This window comes from Streptomyces sp. HUAS 15-9, from assembly GCF_025642155.1.
Taxonomy (GTDB): domain Bacteria; phylum Actinomycetota; class Actinomycetes; order Streptomycetales; family Streptomycetaceae; genus Streptomyces.
Genome location: NZ_CP106798.1, coordinates 8359451 through 8384475 on the forward strand (window position 1 = coordinate 8359451; position 25025 = coordinate 8384475).

Here is a 25025-nt window from a genome sequence, read left to right on the forward strand (position 1 = left end):
CTACACCTCGGGTTCCACCGGCCGGCCGAAGGGTGTGGCGGTTGCGCACCGTGGCGTGGCCAACCTGGCGGAGGCGATGCGGCCGGTGCTGGGCGTGGATGAGGGTGTGACGGCGTTGCAGTTCGCGTCGTTCAGCTTTGACGCGGCGGTGCTGGACGTGGCGGTGACGCTTGTCGCGGGTGGCACGCTGGCGATTGCCGGGAGTGAGGAGCGTACTGATCCTGCGGTGCTGGCGGAGATGATCCGTGCGGCGGGTGTGTCGGTGGCGAGTGTGGTGCCGTCGCTGCTCGGGGTGTTGGACCCGGCGTCGGTGCCTGGAGTGTCCAACTGGGTTTTGGGCGCTGAGCGGTTGAGCGCCGACCTGGCCGCGCGGTGGCGGGCGCGGGCGCGGGTGTGGAACACCTACGGTCCTACCGAGGCCACCGTCATCACGACCGCCACTGCCACTCCGCTCGGTGAGGGCATCACGTCGCAGGACGCACCGCCCGCGATCGGCCGTCCGCTGGCCAACAGCCAGGTCTTTGTCCTGGACGAGTTCCTGCGGCCGATGCCGGTCGATGGCGTCGGCGAGGTCTACATCTCCGGAGCGGGGCTGGCGCGGGGCTATGTGGGACGTCCGGACCTGACGGCCGAGCGGTTCGTGGCCTGCCCGTTCGTACCGGGGCAACGGATGTATCGCTCCGGCGACCTGGCTCGCTGGTCGGCCGACGGTGAACTGCACTTCGCTGGGCGTGCCGATGAGCAGGTCAAGATCCGTGGGTTCCGTATCGAGCCCGGGGAAGTCGGCTCAGTGATCGCCGGGCACCACAGTGTCGGCCAAGTGTCGGTCATCGTGCGCGAGGACCAGGCCGGTGACAGGCGGTTGGTCGCGTACGTCGTCCCGGCCGCGCACTGCGAGGTGGACATCGCGGAACTGCGGGAGTTCGCCGGTGCGCGGTTGCCGGAGTACATGGTGCCGTCGTCGATCGTGGTGCTGGAGGCGCTGCCGCTGACGGTCAATGGGAAGGTGGACCGGGCCGCTCTGCCGACGCCGGACTTCGCGGAGCAGGTGTCCGGGCGGGCGCCGGAAGGTGTGGTCGAGGAGACCTTGTGCCGCCTGTTCGCCGAGGTGCTGGGGCTGGAGCAGGTGGTGGCGGATGCCGGCTTCTTCGAGCTGGGCGGCGACTCGATCATGTCGATGCAGTTGGCGTCGAGGGCGAGGCGCGCCGGGTGGGTGGTCACCCCGCGGCAGGTGTTCGAGGAGAAGACCGTCGAACGCCTGGCGCTGGTCGCTCAGCCTGTGGAGGGTCAGTCCACCGGTGGTTCGGGTGACGACGGTGTGGGCGAGGTGGCCTGGACGCCTGCGATGAGGGCCATGGGTGAACGGGCTGTCGGCTCGCGGTTCGCGCAGTGGATGGTCGTTGGTGCACCGGCGGGGCTGGACCGGGAGGCGCTGGCCACGGCTGTGGGTGCGGTTGTTGACGCGCACGACATGCTGCGCGTTCGTGTCGCGGGCGGCGGATCGCGGCTGAGGGTCGGTGAGCGGGGAACCGTGACGGCAGCCGGGCTGATCCATCACGTGGACGCGACCGACGCAGGGGACAGTGACCTGGACGAGGTTGCCGGTCGTGCGGCCCGCGACGCGGTGGAGAGGCTTGATCCCGCATCTGGTGTGGTGGCGCAGGTTGTGTGGGTGGATGCGGGATCGTCCCGGACCGGCCGCTTGGTGCTGGTGGTCCACCACCTGGCAGTGGACGGAGTGTCGTGGCGGATTCTGCTGCCGGATCTGCAGGCCGCGTACGAGGCTGTGGTCGCGGGTGAGGCACCGGTGCTGGATGCGGTGGGCACGTCCTTCCTCGGGTGGGCGGAGCTACTGAGCACCCAGGCCCGCAGCGACGAGCGGTCCGGTGAACTGCAGGCGTGGGCCGAACTTCTCCAGGGCGAGGAACTGGCCCTCGGTGACCGCCCGTTGGATGCGGCCCTGGACACCGTACGAACGCTCAAGCACCGTTCCTGGACGGTGCCGGTAGCACAGGCGGCGCTGCTGGCCGGACAGACACCGGCGATGTACCGCTGCGGCCTGCACGAAGTGCTGCTCGCGACGCTGGCCGGAGCGGTCACCCACTGGCGGCCCGGTCCGGCCAGCCGGGTGCTGGTGGATGTCGAGGGTCACGGCCGTGAGCCGCTGCCGGGGGTGGACGTGTCCCGCACGGTGGGCTGGTTCACCAACGTCCACCCCGTCTACCTGGACACGACACCTGCTGACCTGGCTGAGGCGCTGGCGGGGGGTCCGGCGGCCGGTGTGTTGCTCAAGGCGGTCAAGGAGCAGGTGCGTTCCGTGCCCGGTGACGGACTCGGTTACGGCCTGCTGCGCCACCTCAACCCGGAGACCGCGGAGGTCCTGGCTCAACTCCCCTCCGCCCAGATCGGCTTCAACTACCTGGGCCGGTTCACCGCGGGCGAGCAGTCCGGCTCCGCCCGGGCCTGGCAGATGGCCGGCGAGACGGCGGTCGGCAGCGCGGCCGACCCCGACATGCCCGTGGCGCACGCCCTGGAAGCCGGAGCCGTGGTACGCGACACCACGGACGGCCCGGAACTGACCCTCACGCTCAGCTGGCCCGGCAGCCTCCTCGACGACGCGGCGGCCGAACGCCTCGGTGGGCTCTGGCTGGAGATGCTGCATGGCCTGGCCGCACACACCACCGCCGAACCCACCGCGGGCGGCCACACCCCATCCGACTTCCCGCTGGTGGAACTCGACCAGGCTCTGGTCGAGGAGCTGGAAGCAGCGGTCCCGAGCCTGACGGACGTCTGGCCGCTGTCGCCGCTGCAGGAGGGGATGCTCTTTCACGCAGCCTTCGATGACGAGGGTCCGGACGTGTACGCGAGCCAGCGGGCGCTGGCGCTCGACGGTCCGCTGGACACGGCGCGGCTGCGCGCGGCCTGGCAGGCGGTCGTCGACCGGCACCCGATCCTGCGGGCCGGCTTCCACCGGGGCGCCTCCGGCGAAGCCGTTCAGGTCATTGCCCGCAGTGTGGAGCTACCGTGGCGGGAGGCGGATGTCTCCGACCTGGCGGAGGCCGATGCGTCGGCCGAGGTCGAGCGGCTGTCCGCCGAGGAGCGGGCGCGGCGCTTCGACCTCACAACGGCGCCGCTGCTGCGCGTCCTGCTCATCCGCCTCGGCGCCGACCGGCATCACCTCGTCCTCTCAAGTCACCACATCATCATGGACGGCTGGTCACTGCCACTGCTGATCAGCGAGGTGTCGGCCGCGTACGAGGCGGGCGGCGACGCTCGGGGACTGCCTGCGCCGACGTCGTACCGGGAGTACCTGGCCTGGCTGGCCCGGCAGGACAAGGAAGAGACCCGTACCGCATGGCAGGCCGAGCTGGCCGGCGCCGACGAGCCGACGCGGGTGGTGCCCGCGGATCTCGTACGCGCATCGGTCCTGCCCGAGCCGATCCGCTTCACGTTCCCTGAGCACCTGAGCCGGAAGCTGGGGGAGGTGGCGCGAAGCCATGGCCTGACCGTGAACACCGTGGTCCAGGGTGTCTGGGCACTGGTGCTGGCACGGCTGGCCGGGCGCAACGACGTGGTCTTCGGCGCCACCGTGGCCGGACGCCCCGCAGACCTGCCCGGTGCGGACTCGGCCGTCGGCCTGTTCATCAACACGCTCCCGGTACGGGTGAACCTGACCGCGGGACAGCCGATCATCGAGATGCTGACCGAACTCCAGCGAGGGCAAGCACGGCTGATGGGCCATCAGCACATCGGTCTGGCCGAGATACAGAGGCTCGCCGGTCCGGGCGCGGAATTCGACACCCTCGTCGTGTACGAGAGCTACCCGCATGCGCTGGCGGTGTCGGACGACGAATCTCTGACCATTCGCCCGGCAGGCGCGAGCCAGGACACGAGCCACTACTCCCTGGCCCTGATAGTGATCCCCGGCGAGCGGCTGGAAGGTGAATTCGTCTACCGGCCGGACGTGTTCGAGCGCGCTCGGGCGGGAGACGTCCTTGCCTCAGTCCTGTGGGTGTTGGAGCAGGTGGTGGGGGATCCGTGGGGGTTGGTGGGGCGTGTTGGTGTGTTGGGTGGTGTGGTGCGTGAGCGGGTGTTGGGGGAGTGGAATGCGACGGCGCGGTCGGTGTCGTCGGGTGTGTTGCCGGAGTTGTTTGCGGATCGGGTGGGGTGTTCGCCTGATTCGGTGGCGGTGGTGTCGGGTGGGCGGTCGTTGTCGTATGCCGGGTTGGCGGGTGAGGCGGGGCGGTTTGCTCGGTATCTGATGGGTTTGGGTGTGGGTCCTGAGGTGCGGGTGGGGGTGGTGGTTGAGCGGTCGGTGGAGATGGCGGTGGTGGTGCTTGCGATTTCGCTGGCTGGTGGGGTGTTTGTGCCGGTGGATCCGGCGTATCCGGCGGAGCGGATCTCGTTTGTGTTGGGGGATGCGTGTCCGGTGGTGGTGGTGTGCAGTCGGGCGACGCGGTCGGTGGTGCCGGACCGGCCGGGCGCACGGGTGCTGGTGATCGATGACCCGGCAGTCGCCCGCGACATCGCGGCGTGCGCGCCCGGTCTCGTGTTGCCGGGTGAGCGGCGTGGTGCGCTGACCCCTGCGAATGCGGTGTATGTGATCTATACGTCGGGTTCGACGGGGCGGCCGAAGGGTGTGGTGGTGTCGCATGCGGGGCTGGGGAATCTGGCGCGGGCGCAGATTGACCGGTTCGGGGTGCATGAGCGGGCGCGGGTGTTGCAGTTCGCGTCGTTGAGTTTTGATGCGGCGGTTTCCGAGCTGTTGATGGCGTGGCTGTCCGGGGCCGCCTTGGTGGTGGCACCGGCAGGGGAGCTGCCTCCTCAGGTGCCGTTGGGTGTGGCGTTGGAGCGGTCGGGTGCGACGCATGTGACGGTGCCGCCGAGTGTGCTGGCGGTGGAGGAGGAGTTGCCGGCTGGGGTGGAGACGGTGGTGGTTGCCGGGGAGGCGCTGCCGTTGGGGTTGGTGGAGCGGTGGTCGGTGGGGCGGCGTTTGGTCAATGCGTATGGGCCGACGGAGGTGACGGTCTGTGCGGCGATGAGTGGGGTGTTGGTGCCGGGTGGGCGTGTGGTGCCGATCGGGCGGCCGGTCGACAACGTGCGGGTGTTTGTGCTGGATGGGTTCTTGCAGCCGGTGCCGCCGGGGGTGGCGGGTGAGTTGTATGTGGCGGGGCCGGGGCTGGCGCGTGGGTATGCCGGACGGCCAGGGCTGACGGGGCTGCGGTTTGTGGCGTGTCCGTTCGTTGCCGGGGTGCGGATGTATCGGACCGGGGATGTGGTGCGGTGGACGGATGAGGGGGAGTTGGTGTTCCTCGGCCGGGCCGACACACAGGTCAAGGTCCGCGGGTACCGAATCGAACCCGGCGAAATCGAGGCCGCCCTCGACAGCCACCCGCGAGTCACCCAGTCGGCCGTGATCGCACGCGGAGACACCCCCGGTGACAGCCGACTCGTCGCCTACGTTGTCGCGGATCTCTCTGACCAGATCGAGGAAGATCTGTCGGACACGCTGCGTGCATTCGCGGCCGAGACGCTGCCGGAGTACATGGTCCCGTCCGCGGTGGTGGTCCTGGAGGCGCTACCGCTGACGGTCAACGGCAAGGTCGACCGGGCTGCCCTGCCCGCACCGGACTTCGCGCAGCGGGAATCCGGGCGGGCGCCGGAAGGTGTGGTCGAGGAGACCCTGTGCCGGCTCTTCGCCGAGGCGCTGAACCTGGAAGAGGTGGCGGCCGACGCCGGCTTCTTCGAGCTGGGCGGCGATTCGATCATGTCGATGCAGTTGGCGTCGCGGGCCCGGCGCGCCGGGTGGGTGGTCACCCCGCGGCAGGTGTTCGAGGAGAAGACCGTCGAACGCCTGGCACTGGTGGCAGAGCCGGTGGACGGCCAGTCCGTCGCCCCGAGCGACGTCGGAATCGGCGAGGTGCCCTGGACGCCGGTGATGCGGACACTTGGCGAGCAGACGGTCATCGGATCCCGCTTCGCACAGTGGACGGTCGTCGGCGCGCCGGCCGCGCTCGACCGTGAGGCACTGGCCATCGCCCTGGGCGCGGTCATCGACACCCACGACATGCTGCGCGCCCGTGTCGAGGACAACGGGACGCGGCTGATGGTCGGTGAGCCGGGAACCGTGACGGCAGCCGAGCTGATCCACGACGTGGACGCGACCGATGCGGGGGACGGCGACCTGGACGAGGTTGCAGGTCGCGCGGCCCGCGAAGCCGTGGAGCGCCTGGATCCCGTATCTGGCGTGATGGCACAGGTCGTGTGGGTGGATGCGGGACGGTGCCGCACCGGCCGCCTGGTGCTGGTGGTCCACCACCTGGCAGTGGACGGCGTGTCGTGGCGGATTCTGCTGCCTGACCTGCAAGCCGCGTACGAGGCAGTGATCGCGGGCGGAGCACCCGCGCTCGACCCGGTGGGCACGTCCTTCCGCGGGTGGGCGGAGCTACTGAGCACCCAGGCCCGCAGCGCTGAACGGCACGCCGAACTCCAAGCCTGGACCGAACTCCTCCAAGGCGACGAACCACCCCTTGCAGAACGTCCGTTGGACCCGGCCCGGGACACCGTCCACACCCTGCACCATCACTCATGGGCCGTACCCGCCGAGCAGGCAGCCGTGCTGGCCGGACAGACCCCCACGATGTACCACTGCGGCCTGCACGAAGTCCTGCTCGCGACCCTGGCCGGAGCGGTCACCCACTGGCGCCCCACTGACACCCCCTACACGCTGATAGATGTCGAGGGTCACGGCCGTGAGCCGCTGCCGGGGGTGGACGTGTCCCGCACGGTGGGCTGGTTCACCAACGTCCACCCCGTCTACCTGGACACGACACCTGCTGACCTGGCTGAGGCGCTGGCGGGGGGTCCGGCGGCCGGTGTGTTGCTCAAGGCGGTCAAGGAGCAGGTGCGTTCCGTGCCCGGTGACGGACTCGGTTACGGCCTGCTGCGCCACCTCAACCCGGAGACCGCGGAGGTCCTGGCTCAACTCCCCTCCGCCCAGATCGGCTTCAACTACCTGGGCCGGTTCACCGCGGGCGAGCAGTCCGGCTCCGCCCGGGCCTGGCAGATGGATTACGAGACGGCGGTCGGCGGCGCGGCCGACCCCGACATGCCCGTGGCGCACGCCCTGGAAGCCGGAGCCGTGGTACGCGACACCACGGACGGCCCGGAACTGACCCTCACGCTCAGCTGGCCCGGCAGCCTCCTCGACGACGCGGCGGCCGAACGCCTCGGTGGGCTCTGGCTGGAGATGCTGCATGGCCTGGCCGCACACACCACCGCCGAACCCACCGCGGGCGGCCACACCCCATCCGACTTCCCCCTCCTCGATCTCTCACAGGACGAGGTCGAAGAACTCGAAGCAATAGCCGCACGACTCGAAGGAGGACGGTCCCTGTGAAGTCGCCGACCGCCGCCAAGGGCTCTGCCCTGGCCGAAGTGTGGCCGCTGTCGCCCTTGCAGGAGGGGATGCTCTTTCATGCCGCCTTCGATCACCAAGGACCCGACGTCTACGCCATGCAGTGCGTCCTGGCGGTCGACGGCCCTCTGGACGCCGACCGGTTCAGGGCGTCGTGGGAGGCGCTGGTGGCTCGCCATGCCGCCCTGCGAGCGAGTTTCCACGAACGTAAATCGGGCGAGCCCGTGCAGCTCATCACCCGCGATGTGACGCTGCCCTGGCAGCAGGTCGACCTTTCGGACCTCCCTGAGGCGGACATGTCCGCCCGGGCCGACGCCCTGGCCGCCGAGGAGCGGGCACAGCGGCTGGACCTGGCGGTCGCGCCGCTGCTGAGGCTGATGCTGATACGCCTCGGCGCGGACCGGCACCGCCTCGTCATGACGACCCATCACATACTGATGGACGGCTGGTCGATGCCCGTCCTGCTGGGTGAGTTGTCCACGGTGTACGCGGCAGGCGGGGACACCCGGGCCCTGCCTGCGGCGGCGTCGTACCGGGACCACCTGGTCTGGCTGAACCGCCAGGACAAAGAGGCGGCGCGGGCCGCGTGGCGGGCGGAACTGGCCGGGGCCGATGAGCCGACGCTCATCGTGCCGGCCGACCCGGCCAGGGTGGCGGTCCTGCCGGAGGAGTTCGCCGCCGAGCTGTCCGAGGAGGCCACCGGGGCGCTGGAGGAGCTGGCCCGTGCCCAGGGGGTGACGGTCAACACCGTCGTCCAGTGTGCCTGGGCGCTGGTGCTGGCGCGCCTTGCCCGCCGCCGCGACGTCGTGTTCGGCGCGACCGTGGCCGGGCGGCCGCCGGAGCTGCCGGGTGTCGAGTCGATGGTCGGCCTCTTCATCAACACCCTCCCCGTACGCGTGCGGCTCGACCCCGCCCAGCCGGTGGGCGATCTGCTCACCGAACTGCAGGCGCGGCAGTCCGCTCTGCTGGCACACCAGCACCTCGGCCTGGCCGAGGTCCAAAAGCTAGGCGGAGCAGGGGCGCTCTTCGACACGCTGGTGGTGTACGAGAGCTTCCCCCGCCCCCCGGCACGGCCGTCCGATCCCGACGTGCTCACCTTCTGCGGCCTGGAGACGCGCCAGGCCACCAACTTTCCGCTCACCCTGGGCATCACCCCGCACGACCGACTCCAGATCGAACTGACCTATCGGCCGGACCTGTTCGACCGGGACGCGGCAGCCCGGACCGGGCGTCGGCTCGTACGGGTGCTGCGGCAGATCGCGGTGAACCCTCGGCGCCGGGTCGGCGAGATCGACGTGCTGGACGACGAGGAGCGGGCCTCGGTGGTGGAGCGGTGGAACGACACCGCCCGGCCGATGCCGACGGGCACGGTGCTGGAGCGGTTCGAGGAGTGGGCGCGGCGCGTGCCGGAAGCCGTGGCCGTACGCTGCGGGGCAGAGCAACTGTCGTACGCGGAGCTGGAAGCGCGCTCCAACCAACTGGCCCGGTATCTGTGCCGCCTCGGGGTCGGTGCGGAGTCACGGGTGGCGCTGTGCCTGCCGCGCGGGGTGGACATGGTCGTCGCTGAGCTGGCCGTCTGGAAGGCCGGCGGTGCCTTCGTACCGCTGGATCCGCAGTACCCGGCCGACCGGCTGGCGTTCATGATCGCCGACAGTGCGGTCACCGTGGCCCTGGGTACGACCGATGCGCTCGACAGTCTGCCGCCGGCATCGGAGCGGGTCGTGCTGCTCGACGAGATCGACCAGGCGAGGGCCGCTGAGTCGGCGGAGCCACTGTGGCCGTCACTGAGCCCCGGCCGACTGGCGTACGTGATCTACACCTCCGGCTCGACCGGACGTCCGAAGGGCGTCGCCGTCGCCCACGGCGGCGTGGCGAACCTGGCGGAGGCGATGCGCCCGGTGCTCGGTGCCGAACAGAACGTCACCACACTGCAGTTCGCGTCGTTCAGCTTCGACGCGGCCGTCCTCGACGTGGCCGTCACCCTTGCCGCCGGTGGCACGTTGGCCATCGCGACGAGCGAGGAGCGGGGCGACCCGGGCGCGTTGGCGGAGATGATCCGTACGGCGGGTGTGAGCGTGGCCAGTGTGGTGCCGTCGCTGCTCGGTGCGCTGGATCCGGCAGCCGTGCCCGGGGTGACGAACTGGGTGCTGGGCGCCGAGCGGTTGAGCGCCGACCTGGCCGCCCGCTGGGCGGCCCAGGCGCAGGTGTGGAACACATACGGCCCGACCGAGGCCACCGTGATCACCACGGCGACGGCCTTGGACCCAGGCATCCGGCCGCAGGACCCGGCGCCGCCGATCGGCCGCCCCATCGGTAACACCCGGGTCTTCGTCCTGGACGACTTCCTCCGGCCGGTCCCCCCGGACATCACCGGCGAGTTGTATGTGGCCGGTGCCGGTCTGGCCCGTGGCTATGTCGGCCGCGCGGCACAGACCGCGGAGCGGTTCGTGGCCTGTCCCTTGGTACCCGGCGGGCGGATGTATCGATCCGGCGACCTGGCGCGCTGGAGCAGGGACGGGCAACTTCACTTCGCCGGGCGGGCGGACGGGCAGGTGAAGATCCGCGGGTTCCGTATCGAGCCCGGCGAGGTCGAGGCCGTGCTCGCCGCTCACCCCGACGTCGGCCGGGCCGTGGTCGTCGCCCGTGAGGACCGGCCGGGCGACAAGCGGCTGGTCGCCTACGCCGTCCCGGCCACCGACGCCGGACTCGACACCGCGCTGCTGCGCGAGCACGTCGCCAAGACGCTGCCCGAGTACATGGTTCCGTCCACGGTGGTGGCCCTGGAGGCGCTGCCGCTGACGGTCAACGGGAAGGTGGACCGGGCCGCCCTGCCGGCACCCGAGGCACCTAGGGGCATGGCGGGTCGGGCTCCGATCACGCCCGAAGAGGAGCTGTTCTGCGGGCTGTTCGCCGAGGTACTGGGGCTGGAGGAGGTCGCTGCTGACGCCAACTTCTTCGAAATGGGCGGCGATTCGATCATGTCCATGCAGTTGGCGTCGCGGGCCCGGCGTGCCGGATGGGTGATCACGCCACGGCAGGTCTTCGAGGAGAAGTCCGTCGAGCGCCTGGCTCTCGTTGCCCAGCCCGTCGACGGCCAGTCGCACGATGACGCCGACGACGGCGTGGGCGAGTTTGCCCGGACGCCCGCGATGAAGGCCATGGGAGAACGGGCTGCCGACCCGCGGTTCGCGCAGTGGATGGTCGTCGGCGCTCCGGCTGGGCTGGACCGGGCTGCGCTCGGCACGGCCGTCGGTGCGGTCGTCGATGCGCACGGCGTGCTCCGCGCCCGCGTCGAGGACGGCGGATCGCGGCTGGTGGTACGCGAGCCCGGGTCGGTGGACGCGGCCGCACTGATCAGCCGCGTCGACGCCACCGACGGCGACCTGGATCAGGTGGTGGGCCGGGCGGCCCGCGAAGCGGTGGAGCGGCTGGATCCCACCTCGGGCGTACTGCTGCAGGTGGTGTGGGCCGATGCCGGGCCGGCACGAGCGGGCCGCCTGGCGCTGGTGGTCCACCACCTGGCGGTGGACGGCGTCTCGTGGCGGATCCTGCTGCCGGACCTACAGGGCGCGTACGAGGCCGTGGCCGCGGGCGAGACACCGGTTCTCGATCCGACGGGTACGTCGTTCCGCCGTTGGGCGGAGCTGCTGACCACTTGGGCCCGCAGCGACGAGCGGCGGGCCGAACTGCGGGGGTGGACCGAACTGCTCCGGGGTGAGGAACCGCTGCTCGGTGTCCGGCAGTTGGATCCGACCCGGGACACCGTACGAACGCTCAGGCACCGCTCCTGGACGGTGCCGGTGGAGCAGGCGGCGGTGCTGGCCGGGCGGACGGCGGCCGTGTTCCACTGCGGCCTGCACGAAATGCTGCTCGCGACCCTGGCCGGGGCGATCTCCTCCTGGCGGCCCGGCCCGGCCGGCCGGGTCCTGGTCGACGTCGAGGGCCACGGCCGCGAGCCGGTGGAAGGGGTGGACCTGTCCCGCACGATGGGCTGGTTCACCGACGTCCACCCCCTCCGGCTGGACACCGCCGGGGTGAACCTGCCCCAGGCCCGCTCCGGCGGCCCGGCTGCCGGGGCGCTGCTCAAGGCAGTCAAGGAGCAGGTGGGCGCCGTGCCCGGGGACGGACTGGGCTACGGTCTGCTGCGTCACCTCAACCCCGACACGGCCGAGGTGCTGGCCCAACTCCCCTCCGCCCAGGTCGGGTTCAACTACCTGGGCCGGTTCACCGCCGGTGAGCGGTCCGGCCCCGTCCGCGCCTGGCAGATGGCCGGCGAGACGGCGGTCGGTGGCGCCGCCGACCCCGACGCGCCCGTCACGCACCCCCTCGATGCGGGCGCCGTCGTCCGCGACACCCCGGACGGCCCCGAGCTGACCGTCACGCTCAGCTGGGCCGGCGGGCTGCTGGAGGAATCCGAGGCCGAACGCCTCGGTGGGCTGTGGCTGGAGATGCTGCACGGCCTGGCCGCGCACACCACCGACCCGGCCGCGGGCGGCCACACCCCGTCCGACTTCCCCCTCCTCGACCTTGCACAAGAAGAAGTTGACGAGCTCGAGTCCGAATTCGCCGAGGACCACATCTAACGCGCGCTTTGAGTCGCTGTAAGGAGAGATGGAGCTGTGACCCGATCTCGTGTCGAGGACGTCTGGCCGCTGTCGCCGTTGCAGGAGGGGCTGCTCTTCCACGCCGCCTTCGGAGACGAGGGCCCCGATGTGTACCAAGGGCAGCGCATGCTCGATCTGATCGGGCCGGTCGACGCCGGTCAACTGCGAGTGACCTGGGATGCGTTGCTGGACAGGCACGCGGCGCTGCGGGCGAGCTTCCGTCGGCGCAAGTCCGGCGAGGCGGTCCAGGTCATCGCGCGTGAGGTCGTCCTGCCGTGGCACGAGGCCGACGTCTCCAGCCTCCCGCCAGCCGATGCGGCCGCCGAACTGGAGCGGTTGGCTGAACAGGAGCGCGCGGAGAAGTTCGATCCGGCGGTGGCGCCCCTGTTGCGGCTGCTGCTCGTCCGGCTGGCCGAGGACCGGCACCGGCTGGTGATGACCAGTCACCATGTGCTCATGGACGGCTGGTCCATTCCGGTCCTGCTCACCGAGTTGTCCGCAGTGTACGCGGCGGGCGGCACCACCGCCGGATTACCCCGCACGACCTCCTACCGTGAGTACCTGGCGTGGCTGAACCGCCAGGACAAGGCCGCGGCACGGGCGGCTTGGCGCGCGGAGCTGGCGGGGGTCGAGGAGCCTACTCTGGTCGCTCCGGCCGACCCGGGCAGGCCGCCGGTTGCCGCGGAGAACCTGATCCACGAGATCTCCGAGGAACTGACCCAAAGGGTGGTGCAACTCGCCCGTGGCCAGGGGCTGACGGTCAACTCCGTGATCCAGTGCGCGTGGGCGATCGTGCTGGCACACCTGACCGGACGCACCGACGTGGTCTTCGGCGCCACGTCGGCGGGACGGCCCACGGAACTCCCCGGCGTGGAGTCGATGGTCGGTCTCTTCCTCAACACCCTCCCGGTAAGGGCGCGACTCGACGCAGCCCAGCCTGTCGCCGAGCTGCTGGCCGATCTGCAGGCGCGGCAGTCCGCGCTCATGGCGCACCAGCACCTCGGGCTGCCCGAGGTCCAGCGCCTCGCCGGTGCCGGCGCGGTCTTCGACACCCTTGTGGTGTACGAGAACTACCCCCGCCCGCCCGCCGGACCGCCCAGCCCGGACGGCCTCGCCATCCGCGCCGGCGGGGCGCAGGAAGCGGCCCACTATCCGCTGACGCTCGTCGCGGTCCCGGCCGACCGGATGCACTTCAAGCTCGACTACCGGCCCGACCTCTTCGACCGCGACGCCGCCATGTCGGTCATCGACCGGCTGGTGCGGGTGCTGGAGCAGATCGTGGACGATCCGCGGATCCGGGTCTGCGACATCGACGTGCTCGGCGAGACCGAGCGTTCGCGGGTGGTGGAGGAGTGGAACGACACGGCCCGTCCGGTGTCGTCCGACACCTTGCTCGACCTGTTCCGGGACCGGGTACGGCGCTCACCGGAGACGGTGGCCCTGCGGTGCGGGGACGAGACGGTCTCGTACGGCGATCTGGAGGCCCGCGCCAACCGGCTGTCCCGCCATCTACGCCGACTGGGCGTTGGGGCTGAGTCGCGGGTGGGGCTGTGTCTGCCGCGCGGGGTGGACATGGTCGTGGGCGAGTTGGCGGTGTGGAAGGCGGGCGGTGCCTTCGTGCCGCTGGACCCCGAATACCCGGTGGACCGGCTGGCGTTCATGGTCGCCGACAGCGGTACGGCGGTGGTGCTCAGCACTCGTGACACGCTCGGCGATGTGCCGGCGCTGGAAGCTGAACACCTGGTGCTGCTCGACGAGGTGGCGGAGGCGATTGCCGCGGAACCCGCGGACGCGCCGGAGTCGTCCCCGGAGTTCGACCAGCTGGCGTATGTCATCTACACCTCCGGCTCGACGGGCTGGCCGAAGGGCGTGGCCGTCGCGCACGGTGGTCTGGTGAATCTGGCGGAGGCGATGCGCCCGGTGCTGGGCGTGGAACAGGGTGTGTCGGCTCTTCAGTTCGCGTCGTTCAGCTTCGACGCGGCCGTCCTCGATGTGGCCGTCACGCTGGGGGCGGGCGGTACGCTGGCCATCGCCTCCAGCGAGGAGCGGGGCGATCCGGGCGCGCTCGCGGAGATGATCCGTACGGCGGGTGCGAGCGTGGCGAGCGTGGTGCCTTCGCTGCTCGGGGTGTTGGACCCGGCCGCTGTGCCCGGGGTGTCCAACTGGGTGCTGGGCGCCGAGCGGTTGAGCGCCGACCTGGCCGCCCGCTGGCAGGCGCGGGCACGGGTGTGGAACACCTACGGTCCGACCGAGGCCACTGTCATCACCACCGCCACCCCCGTCGACGGCGGCACCACCCCTGAGGACCCGCCCCCGCCGATCGGCCGCCCGCTGGCCAACACCCGGGTGTTCGTGCTGAACGGCTTCCTCCAGCCCGTCCCCTTGGGCTCGGTGGGTGAGCTGTACATCGCCGGGCCGGGCCTGGCACGCGGCTACGTCGGGCGCCCGGAGCTGACCGCGGAGCGGTTCGTGGCCTGCCCGTTCCTGCCCGGTCAGCGCATGTACCGCTCCGGCGACCTGGCCCGGTGGAGCGCGGACGGTCAACTGCACTTCGCCGGACGCGCCGACGAGCAGGTGAAGATCCGAGGGCACCGAGTGGAGCCGGGCGAGGTCGAGGCCGTGCTCGCCGCCCATCACGACGTCGGCCAGGCGGCGGTCATCGCCCGTGAGGACGGGGCGGGCGACACACGCCTGATCGCCTACGCCGTCCCCAACGGCCAGGACGGCACCCAGGACACCGGCGCACTGCGGGAGTTCATGGCGGCCTCGTTGCCCGACTACATGGTCCCGGCCGCGGTCGTGGTGCTGGCCGCGCTGCCGCTGACCGTCAACGGCAAGCTCGACCGCGCCGCGCTGCCCGCGCCCGACCTGGTGGTCAAGGGCGGACGGGGACCGGCGACCCCGACCGAGGAAGTGCTGTGCGGACTGTATGCGGAGGTGCTGGGTCTGGAGCGGGTCGGTGCTGAGGCGTCGTTCTTCGGTCTGGGCGGTGACTCGCTGCTGGCGATGCGGTTGTTGGCGCGGGTGCGGTCGGTGCTGGATGCGGAGGTGAGCATCCGTGAGTTGTTCGGTGCGCCGACGGTGGCCGGGATCGCGCGACTGATCGAGGGTGCGTCCGGCACCAGCCGGTTGCCGTTGCGGCCGCAGTCACGGCCGGAGGTGCTGCCGCTGTCGTACGCCCAGCAGCGCATGTGGTTCCTGAACCGGCTGGAGGAGACCGCCTCCGGCACGGCGGCCGCCGCCTACAACCTGCCGCTGGCGCTCCGGCTGTCCGGTGAACTGGACACGACGGCCCTGGAGGCGGCGCTGGGCGATGTGGCGGAGCGGCACGAGAGCCTGCGCACCGTCTTCCCGAGCGTCGAGGGCGTACCGCGGCAGCGGATCCTCGACGGCGACGCGGCACGGCCGTCACTGACGGTGGTCGAGACCGCCGCCGACGAGGTCGTGCAGGTGCTCGCCGAGCTGTCCGAGCGGGGCTTCGAGCTGAGCAAGGAACTGCCGTGGCGGGTGTGGCTGCTGCGTGTGTCGCCGAGTGAGCATGTGCTGCTGGTCGTGACGCATCACATCGCGTCGGACGGCTGGTCGATGGGGGTCCTGGCGCGGGATCTGCGGGCCGCGTACGCCGCGCGTCTCGAAGGCCGGACACCGGACCGGCAACCCCTGCCGGTGCAGTATGCGGACTACGCGCTGTGGCAGCGCGAGGCGCTCGGCGACCTCGACGACCCGGACAGCATCATCAGCGGCCAACTGGGCTACTGGAAGCAGGCCTTGGCAGGCCTCGGCGAGGAGATCGCCCTCCCCACCGACCGGCCGCGGCCCGCGGTCGCCTCGTTCCGCAGTGGGAGCGTGCCGGTGGGGGTGGACGCGGCCACGCACGCCCGGCTGGTGGAGCTGGCGGGGCGGGGCCGGGCGACGATGTTCATGGTGGTGCACGCGGCGCTCGCGGTGCTGCTGTCCCGCATGGGCGCGGGCGACGACATCCCGCTCGGAACCCCGGTCGCCGGCCGGGGCGAGCCTCAACTGGAGGAGCTGGCCGGGTTCTTCGTCAACACCCTGGTGCTGCGCACGGACCTCAGCGGCGACCCGACCTTCGCCGAGCTGCTGGGGCGGGTGCGCGAGGCGGATCTGGCGGCGTACGCACATCAGGACGTGCCGTTCGAGCGGCTGGTGGACGAGCTCAACCCCTCGCGCTCCCTCTCACGGAACCCGCTGTTCCAAGTAATGCTGGCGCTGCAGAACGTGCCGGAGGCGCAGTGGGACCTGCCCGGACTCCGGGTGGCGCCGCTGCCGCCCATGCAGGCGCCGCCGGCCCGGTTCGATCTGTCGGTCACCCTGGCCGAGGAACGCGACGCCGACGGCACCCCGGCCGGTCTCGGCGGCGGCATCCTCTACGCCGCCGACCTGTTCGACGAGGACACGGCCCAGCGGCTCGCCCAGCGCCTCGCCCGGGTGTTGGAGCAGATCGCGGCCACACCGCAGCTGCGCCTCAGCGACATCGACGTGCTTGGCGAGGCCGAGCGTGCGCGGGTGGTGGAGGAGTGGAACGACACCGCGCGGCCGCTGCCGTCCGGCTCGACAGTGGACCTCATCGCCGCACGGGCCGAGGACACTCCGCAGGCCACGGCTGTGCGCTGCGGGGACGAGGCGCTCTCGTACGGTGAACTGGAGTCGCGCGCGAACCAGTTGGCCCGCCACCTGTGCCGCCTGGGCGTTGGCGCGGAGTCGCGGGTGGGGCTGTGTCTGCCGCGTGCAGTGGACATGGTCGTGGGTGAGCTGGCGGTGTGGAAGGCGGGCGCCGCGTTCGTGCCGCTGGACCCCGAATACCCGGCCGACCGGCTGGCGTTCATGGTGGCCGACAGCGGTACGGCGGTGGTGCTCACCACCTCCGAGGCGCTGGCCGGGCTGCCGTTGGAGGCCGAGCACGTGCTGCTGCTGGACGAGGCGGTGGAGGCGATTGCCGCGGAGTCGGAGGAGCCGCTGGGGTCGTCACCGAGTCCTGACCAGCTGGCGTATGTGATCTACACCTCCGGCTCGACCGGCCGTCCGAAGGGAGTGGCGCTCGCGCATGGCGGTCTGGTGAACCTGGCCGAGGCGATGCGCCCGGTGCTCGGTGCCGAACAGGGCATCACCACGCTGCAGTTCGCCTCGTTCAGCTTCGACGCCGCCGTCCTCGACGTGGCTGTCACCCTTGTCGCGGGCGGTACCCTGGCCATCGCCTCCAGCGAGGAGCGGGGCGACCCGGCCGCGCTGGCGGAAATGCTGCTCACCTCGGGCGTTTCGGTGGCCAGTGTGGTGCCTTCCCTGCTCGGCGTACTCGACCCGGCTGCTGTGCCCGGGGTGTCCAACTGGGTGCTGGGCGCCGAGCGGTTGAGCGCCGACCTGGCCGCCCGCTGGCGGGCCCAGGCTCGGGTGTGGAACACCTACGGGCCCACGGAGGCCACCGTCATCAGCACCGCCACTCTCCTGGAGGACACTCTGTCTCCGGAGGCCGCGCCCCCTCCGATCGGTCGCCCCCTGGCCAACACCCGGGTGTACGTGCTGGACGATTTCCTGCAGCCGGTGCCTGTCGGCGCGGTGGGCGAGGTGTACATCGCCGGGCCGGGGCTGGCCCGCGGCTATGTCGGACGCCCGGGGCAGACCGCGGAGCGGTTCGTGGCCTGCCCGTTCGCACCGGGCCGGCGGATGTACCGCTCCGGAGACCTGGCCCGCTGGTCGGCCGACGGGCAGCTGCACTTCGTCGGCCGGGCGGACGAGCAGGTGAAGATCCGAGGGTTCCGTATCGAGCTGGGCGAGGTCGAGGCGGCGCTGGCCGCTCACCCCGACGTCGGCCAGACCGCCGTCGTCGTGCGCGAGGACCGACCCGGCGACCGGCAACTCGTCGCGTACGCCGTCCCGGCCACCGACGCCGAGTTCGACAGCACCCTGCTGCGCGAACACATCGCCAAGTCCCTGCCGGAGTACATGGTCCCGGCTGCCGTGGTGGAGCTGGAGGCGCTGCCGCTGACCGTCAACGGCAAACTCGACCGCATCGCCCTGCCCGCCCTCGACCAGGCCACCCGCGACGAGAGCCGTGCTCCCGCCACGCCCACCGAGGAGGTGCTGAGCGGACTGTTCGCGGAGGTGCTGGGTCTGGAGCGGGTCGGTGCTGAGGCGTCGTTCTTCGGTCTGGGTGGTGATTCGCTGCTGGCGATGCGGTTGTTGGCGCGGGTGCGGTCGGTGCTGGATGCGGAGGTGAGCATCCGTGAGTTGTTCGGTGCGCCGACGGTGGCCGGGATCGCGCGACTGATCGAGGGTGCCTCCGGGGCCAGCCGGTTGCCGTTGCGGCCGCGGGTACGGCCGGAGGTGCTGCCGCTGTCGTACGCCCAGCAGCGGATGTGGTTCCTCAACCGGCTGGACGAGGGCGACTCCGGCGCGGCCGCGGCCGCCGCCTACAACCTGCCGCTGGCGCTCCGGCTGTCCGGTGAGGTGGATGCGACCGCCTTGCGCGCGGCGCTGGGCGATGTCGCGGAGCGGCACGAGAGCCTGCGCACGGTCTTCCCGCAGTCCGAGGGCGTGCCGCGACAGCGCATCCTGCACGGCCCGGCCGCCCGCCCACGCCTGTCCGTGGTCGAGACGAACGAGGAGGAGCTGGCGGATCGGCTGGCCACGTACTCCAAGCGGGGCTTCGATCTGAGCAAGGAGCTGCCTTGGCGGGTGTGGCTGCTGCGGGTGTCCCCGAGTGAGCATGTGCTGCTGGTCGTGACGCATCACATCGCGTCGGACGGTTGGTCGATGGGGGTGCTGGCGCGGGATCTGCGGGCCGCGTACGCCGCGCGTCTTGAGCGGCGGCTGCCGGACTGGCAACCGCTGCCGGTGCAGTACGCGGACTACGCGCTGTGGCAGCGGGACGCTCTCGGCGAGCTCGACGATCCGAACAGCGTCGTCAGCGGTCAACTGGGTTACTGGAAGCAGGTCCTGGCCGGAGCGCCGCAGGAGTTGCGGCTACCGGCCGACCGGTTGCGACCGGCGGCTTCCTCGTTCCGCAGCGGGAGCGTACCGGTCGGCGTGGACGCGGCCACACACGCCTCGCTGGTGGAGCTGGCGGGGCGGGGCCGGGCGACGATGTTCATGGTGGTGCACGCGGCGCTCGCGGTGCTGCTGTCCCGCATGGGCGCCGGGGACGACATCCCGCTGGGCACTCCGATCGCGGGGCGTGGCGACACACACCTGGAGGAGCTGGCCGGGTTCTTCGTCAACACCCTGGTGCTGCGCACGGACCTCAGCGGCGACCCGACCTTCGCCGAGCTGCTGGGGCGGGTGCGCGAGGCGGATCTGGCGGCGTACGCACATCAGGACGTGCCGTTCGAGCGGCTGGTGGACGAGCTGAACCCGGCCCGTTCGCTGTCGCGCAACCCGCTCTTCCAGGTGATGCTCACGCTGCAGAACGTCCCCGACTCCCGCTGGGAGCTGCCCGGACTCGAGATCACCCCGATACCGGCTGCCGAGGCGCCGCCGGCCCGGTTCGACCTGTCGGTCACCCTGGCCGAGGAACGCGACGCCGACGGCACCCCGGCCGGTCTCGGCGGCGGCATCCTGTACGCGGCCGACCTGTTCGACGAGGGCACCGTCCAGGGTCTGGCCGTACGCCTGGCCCGGGTGCTGGAGCAGGTCGCCGCCGACCCGGACACCCGTCTGAGCGCCATCGACCTCCTCGGCGAGGCCGAGCGTGCGCGGGTGGTGGAGGAGTGGAACGCCACCACAGGCCCGGTTCCCCCGGGCACGCTCGTGCAGCGGATCGCCGAGCAGGCGGAGCTGGCGCCGGATGTGGTGGCCGTGCGCTGCGGGCACGAGATGCTCTCGTACGCGGAGTTGGAGGCGCGCTCCAACCGGTTGGCCCGCCATCTGCGCGACCTGGGGATCGGCCGGGAGTCCCGGGTGGGGCTGTGTCTGCCCCGCGGTGTCGACATGATCGTGAGCGAAGTGGCGGTGTGGAAGGCGGGCGGTGCGTTCGTACCGCTTGATCCGCAATGCCCCGCGGATCGGCTGGCGTTCATGGTTGCCGACAGCGGTACGGCGGTAATACTCGCCACCACCGAGGCGTCGGCCGGGCTGCCGTTGGAGGCCGAACACGTGGTGCGGCTCGACCAGGTCGCCGAGGCCGTCGCGGCCCGCTCCGGCCGACCGCTGGAGGCGCCACCGACCCCTGACCAACTGGCCTATGTGATCTACACCTCCGGCTCGACCGGCCGTCCGAAGGGAGTGGCGCTCGCGCATGGCGGTCTGGTGAACCTGGCCGAGGCGATGCGCCCGGTGCTCGGTGCCGAACAGGGCATCACCACGCTGCAGTTCGCCTCGTTCAGCTTCGACGCGGCCGTCCTCGACGTGGCTGTCACCCTGGCGGCGGGCGGCACACTGGCCATCGCCTCCAGTGAGGAGCGGGGCGACCCGGCCGCGCTGGCGAAGATGATCCGTAGCTCCGGGGTCGGCGCGGCCAGCGTGGTGCCGTCGCTGCTCGGCGTGCTGGACCCGGCCACCGTGCCCGGCGTGGACAACTGGGTGCTGGGTGCCGAGCGGTTGAGTGCGGACCTTGCCGCGCGGTGGAGGCCGCAGGCGACGGTGTGGAACACCTACGGGCCCACCGAGGCCACCGTGATCACCACCGCCGTCCCGCTCGACGAGGGCATCCGCCCCGGGGACGCGCCGCCCGCGATCGGTCGCCCGCTGGCCAACACCAGGGTGTATGTGCTGGACGACTTCCTCCAGCCGGTGCCTGTCGGCGCGGTGGGCGAGCTCTACATCGCCGGGCCGGGGCTGGCCCGCGGCTACGTCGGACGCCCGGGGCAGACCGCCGAGCGGTTCGTGGCCTGCCCGTTCGCACCCGGCCGACGCATGTACCGCTCCGGAGACCTGGCTCGCTGGACCGCGGACGGACAGCTGCACTTCGCGGGGCGGGCGGACGAGCAGGTCAAGATCCGCGGTTTCCGCATCGAGCCTGGGGAGGTCGAGGCGGTGCTCGCCGCCCACCCCGACGTCGGCCAGGCCGCGGTCGTCGCCCGCACCGACGGGCCCGGTGACCCGCAGCTCGTCGGCTATGCCGTCCCCGCCACGGCCGGCGACGAACTCGCCCCGGCCCTGCTGCGCGAGCACATCGCCAAGGCCGTGCCGGAGTACATGGTGCCCGCCGTGATCGTGCCGCTGGGCGCGCTGCCGTTGACCCCCAACGGCAAGCTCGACCGCGACGCCCTGCCCGCCCCCGACTTCGGCGGCCAGGTGTCCGCGCTGATGCCGCAGGGTGAGGTGGAAGAGATCCTGTGCGGACTGTTCGCCGAGGTCCTTGAGGTCGAACGCATCGGCGCGGACGACAACTTCTTCGACCTGGGCGGCAACTCGGCGCTCGCGATGCGCCTCGCCGGACGGATCCGCACCGAGCTCGGTGCCGAGCTGAGCATGCGCCACTTCTTCGGCGCACCGACCCCGGTCGGCGTGGCCCGGCTGCTCGGCTCGAAGGTGCGCCCCGCACTCCGCCCCGCCGACGAGCGCCCGGCGGAGATCCCCCTCACGGCAGGCCAGCTCCGTACCTGGGACATGGACCGACGCCTCGAGGACGCGACGGCCTACCAGACCGCGGTCGCGCTGCGCCTGGGCGGCCCACTGGACCAGGACGGACTCCGGGCGGCGCTCGGGGACGTCGCCGCGCGGCACGACATGCTGCGGACGCTCTTCCCCGAGGTCGGCGGCGTGCCCCACCAGCGGGTACTGGACCCCGATGAGGCCCGGCCCTCGCTCACGGTGACGTCGGCGACCGAGGAGGAGCTGCCGGAACTGCTGGCCGCCCACACCGCACACCGGTTCGACCTGACGCGGGAGACACCCTGGAGGCCGTACCTCTTCCCGCTGTCCAAGGACGACAGCGTGCTGCTCCTCGTCGTCCACCGGATCGCCGCGGACGACGCGTCGCTCGACCTGCTCGTCCGGGACCTGGCCGCGGCGTACGGCGCGCGGCGCGAGGGCCGGGTGTCGGAACGGGCGCCGCTGCCCATGCAGTTCGCGGACTACGCGCTGTGGGAGCGGGAGTTGCTCAAGGGCGAGGAGCGGCCTGACAGCCTGATCAGCGATCAGGTGGATTACTGGCGGGAGACCTTGGCGGGCGTCGGCGCCGAGACCGAGCTGCCGGCCGACCGGCCGCGGCAGGCGTCGCCGTCGCGTCGCGTGGACTCGGTACCGGTGCGCCTGGGCGCCGAGGCGCACGACCGGTTGATGGAGGCGGCGCAGTCCGGCGGCTCGCCCTCGGCGTTCATCGTGGTGCACGCGGCGCTCGCGCTGCTGCTCAGTCGGCTGGGGGCGGGCACGGACGTCACGCTCGGTACCGTGCTGCCGCGCCATGAGGCCGAGGACAGCCTGGAGGGTGTGGTGGGCCCGTTCGCCGGCCCGCTGCCGCTGCGTACGGACACCTCCGGCGACCCGACCTTCCTGGAGCTGATCGGCCGGTCACGGGACGCCCACCAGGAGGCGCTGCTCTACCGGGACCTGCCGTTCGAGCGGATGGTGGAGGTGCTGCCCCTGCCCGACCCGGCGGCGCCGCACCACCCCGTGTTCCAGGTCCTGCTCGAGGTGCACGACGACGACGCGGAGAAGTGGGACACCTCCGAGATGCCGGGTCTGAGCACCAGGCGCCTGGACGTGGGGACGGAGTCCTCCGAGCTCGATCTGACCGTCAGCCTCACCGAGCGGAGCCACGACGACGGTACGCCGGACGGCATCGACGGCGTGATCCGGTACGCGACGGAGCTGTTCGACCGGGCCACTGTCCAGGCTCTGGCCGGTCGGCTGGTGCGGGTGCTCGAACAGGTCGCGGCCGATCCCGAGCTGCGCCTGAGCCAGGTGGACGTGCTCCTGGACCCGGCCGAGTACCAACAGGTGGTCGAGGCGTGGAACGCCACCGCGGCCGAGGTGCCGACGGGCACCGTGGTCGAGCTGCTGGCAGCCCGGGCGGCCCGGACCCCGGACGCCGTCGCCCTCGTGGAGCAGGGCCAGGACAGCGCACTGACGTACGCGGAACTGCGGGACGTGGGCTCGCGGCTCGCGCGGCGGCTGGCCGAGCGGGGCATCGGGGCCGACGACGTCGTGATGGTGGCCGTACCGCCGAGCAGCGGCGTCGTGGTCGGCGCGCTCGGTGTGCTCGAGGCCGGTGCCGCCTGTCTGTTCGCGGGACCGGACCGGCCCGTGGAGGAGGTCGGCGAGCTGGTGCGCGAGTCCGGCGCCGCGGCGCTGGTGTGCCCTGCGACCATCGCCGGGGTGGTGCCCGAGGACGTGACGATCCCGGTGGTCGCGCTGGAGGAGGAGCAGGAGGCGACCGGGGTCCGGGAGAGTGTGGCGGTGCCGAGGCGGCCGCGGCCGGGCAGCGCGGCCTTGCTGCTGCCCGTCTCGCCGGAGGACGGCCTCAGCGAGGTCACGGTGATCGAGCACCGGGCACTGCTCAATCTGGTGGCCCAACGGATGCGGGCCCTGCCGTCGGAGTCGGCGGAGCTGGTGCTCGACGGGCGGGCCCCGGTCCAGGCGCAGGCCGCCCTGCTCGCACCGGCGCTCGCGGCGCTGTGCGCGGGCGTGACCGTACGACTCGGCGCACCTGGTGCGCGGCCGGTGGCGGCCACGACGGACGGCACCGCGGTGCTGGTCACCACCGCCGGTCAGCTGCCGGACGGGCAGATGCCCGACGGCGGGCGGGAGTTCACGGAAGTGTGGGCGATGGGTCACGGCACCCCGGTGGTCGCGGAGGACCTGCACAGGCGGCGGGCGGAACACTCGCAGTCCAGGCTGGTGACCGTCCAGGGCGCGGCCGAGACCGGCTGGGCGTGGTGGGAGAACCGCACCCCCTCCGGCGAGGAGCGAGCCTCCTCCGGCGAGGAGCGAGCCTCCTCCGGGACACTGTCGGCGGAGCCGCTCGCAGGCGGTCCTGTCGCCAACACCCGCGCGTTCGTGCTGGACGACTTCCTGCGCCCGGTACCGCCCGGAGCGGTGGGCGACCTGTATGTGGCGGGTGCCTCGCTGGCCCGCGGCTGTGCGGGCTGGCCCGGCCGGACGGGCTCGCGCTTCGTGGCATGTCCGTTCGGGCCCGCGGGGGCGCGGATGGTCCGTACCGGCGAGCGGGCGAAACGCACCGCCGAGGGCCTGATCGCCCTGCGGGACAAGAGGCAGGACCGGTACGGAGGTTCCGTGACGGCGCGCCGCAAGGTCCGCAATCGCGACGACCTGGAGGTGCTGCTGCCGCTGCGGGCCGAGGGCAGCCGCCCGCCGCTGTTCTGTGTGCACCACAGCACCGGTCTCAGCTGGGGCTATGCGGCCCTGCTCCAGCACCTGCCGTCGGACCTGCCGGTCTACGGCGTGCAGGCGCGTGGGCTGGCCGGGCCCGAGCCGCTGCCGCAGAGCATGGAGGAGATGGTCGCCGACTATGTCGAGCAGATCCGGGGGCTGCAGCCCAGCGGCCCGTACCACCTCCTCGGCTGGTCCTTCGGCGGTGTGATCGCGCAGGCGATCGCCGCTCGTCTGGAGGAACTCGGTGAGCAGACCGCCCTGGTCGCCCTGCTCGACTCGTACCCCGCCGGGCTCGGCCGGGCCCTCGTCGGCGACGACGAGGCGGGGGAGACCCACTCGGCGCCGGAGCAGCGGCGCGAGTTCCACACCTCCCCGGACGGCGGCGAAATGCCGATGGGCGTGAGCGGTCCGCTGATGACCAGCATGGAGGAGGTCATGCGGAACGCGGTCGGCATCTCCCGCAACCACACGCCCCCTCGCTTCGGCGGTGACGTCCTGCTGTTCGTCGCGACCGAGGACCGGCCCGAGGACCTGCCGGTGGCGGAGGCGGTGGACAGCTGGCGTCCCTACACCGCGGGGGACGTCGTGGCGCACGAGATCGCCGCCGCCCACAACGACATGCTGCAGTCCGCGCATCTGGCGGACATCGGGCGCGTCATCACCGAGACGCTCCGGTCCGGGACCGACGCCTGACCGGGCGCGGCGACGAACGC

The 25025-nt window shown here is 71.8% G+C and carries 3 protein-coding genes (1 of these 3 cut by a window edge); all 3 read left to right on the plus strand.

What is annotated here, in order from left to right; genetic code table 11:
* Tightly spaced (at most 36 nt apart), the 3 genes in view from N8I87_RS37955 to N8I87_RS37965 form a layout consistent with a single transcriptional unit that may run on beyond the window.
* Positions 1 to 7399, plus strand: the final stretch of a protein-coding gene (locus tag N8I87_RS37955) for a non-ribosomal peptide synthase/polyketide synthase (RefSeq protein WP_263215394.1). It extends 24287 nt beyond the left edge of the window; the window shows 7399 of its 31686 coding nt (coding positions 24288-31686); its start codon lies beyond the left edge, outside the window; the stop codon is at positions 7397 to 7399.
* Positions 7396 to 12000, plus strand: coding sequence for a non-ribosomal peptide synthetase (locus tag N8I87_RS37960; RefSeq protein WP_263215395.1), 4605 nt, complete (start codon positions 7396 to 7398; stop codon positions 11998 to 12000). Before N8I87_RS37955 ends, N8I87_RS37960 begins: the two co-directional genes overlap by 4 nt.
* A 36-nt stretch (positions 12001 to 12036) precedes the next feature.
* Complete coding sequence (locus N8I87_RS37965) at positions 12037 to 25005, plus strand: non-ribosomal peptide synthetase (RefSeq protein WP_263215396.1); 12969 nt, start codon at positions 12037 to 12039, stop codon at positions 25003 to 25005.
* Positions 25006 to 25025 lie beyond the last annotated feature (20 nt).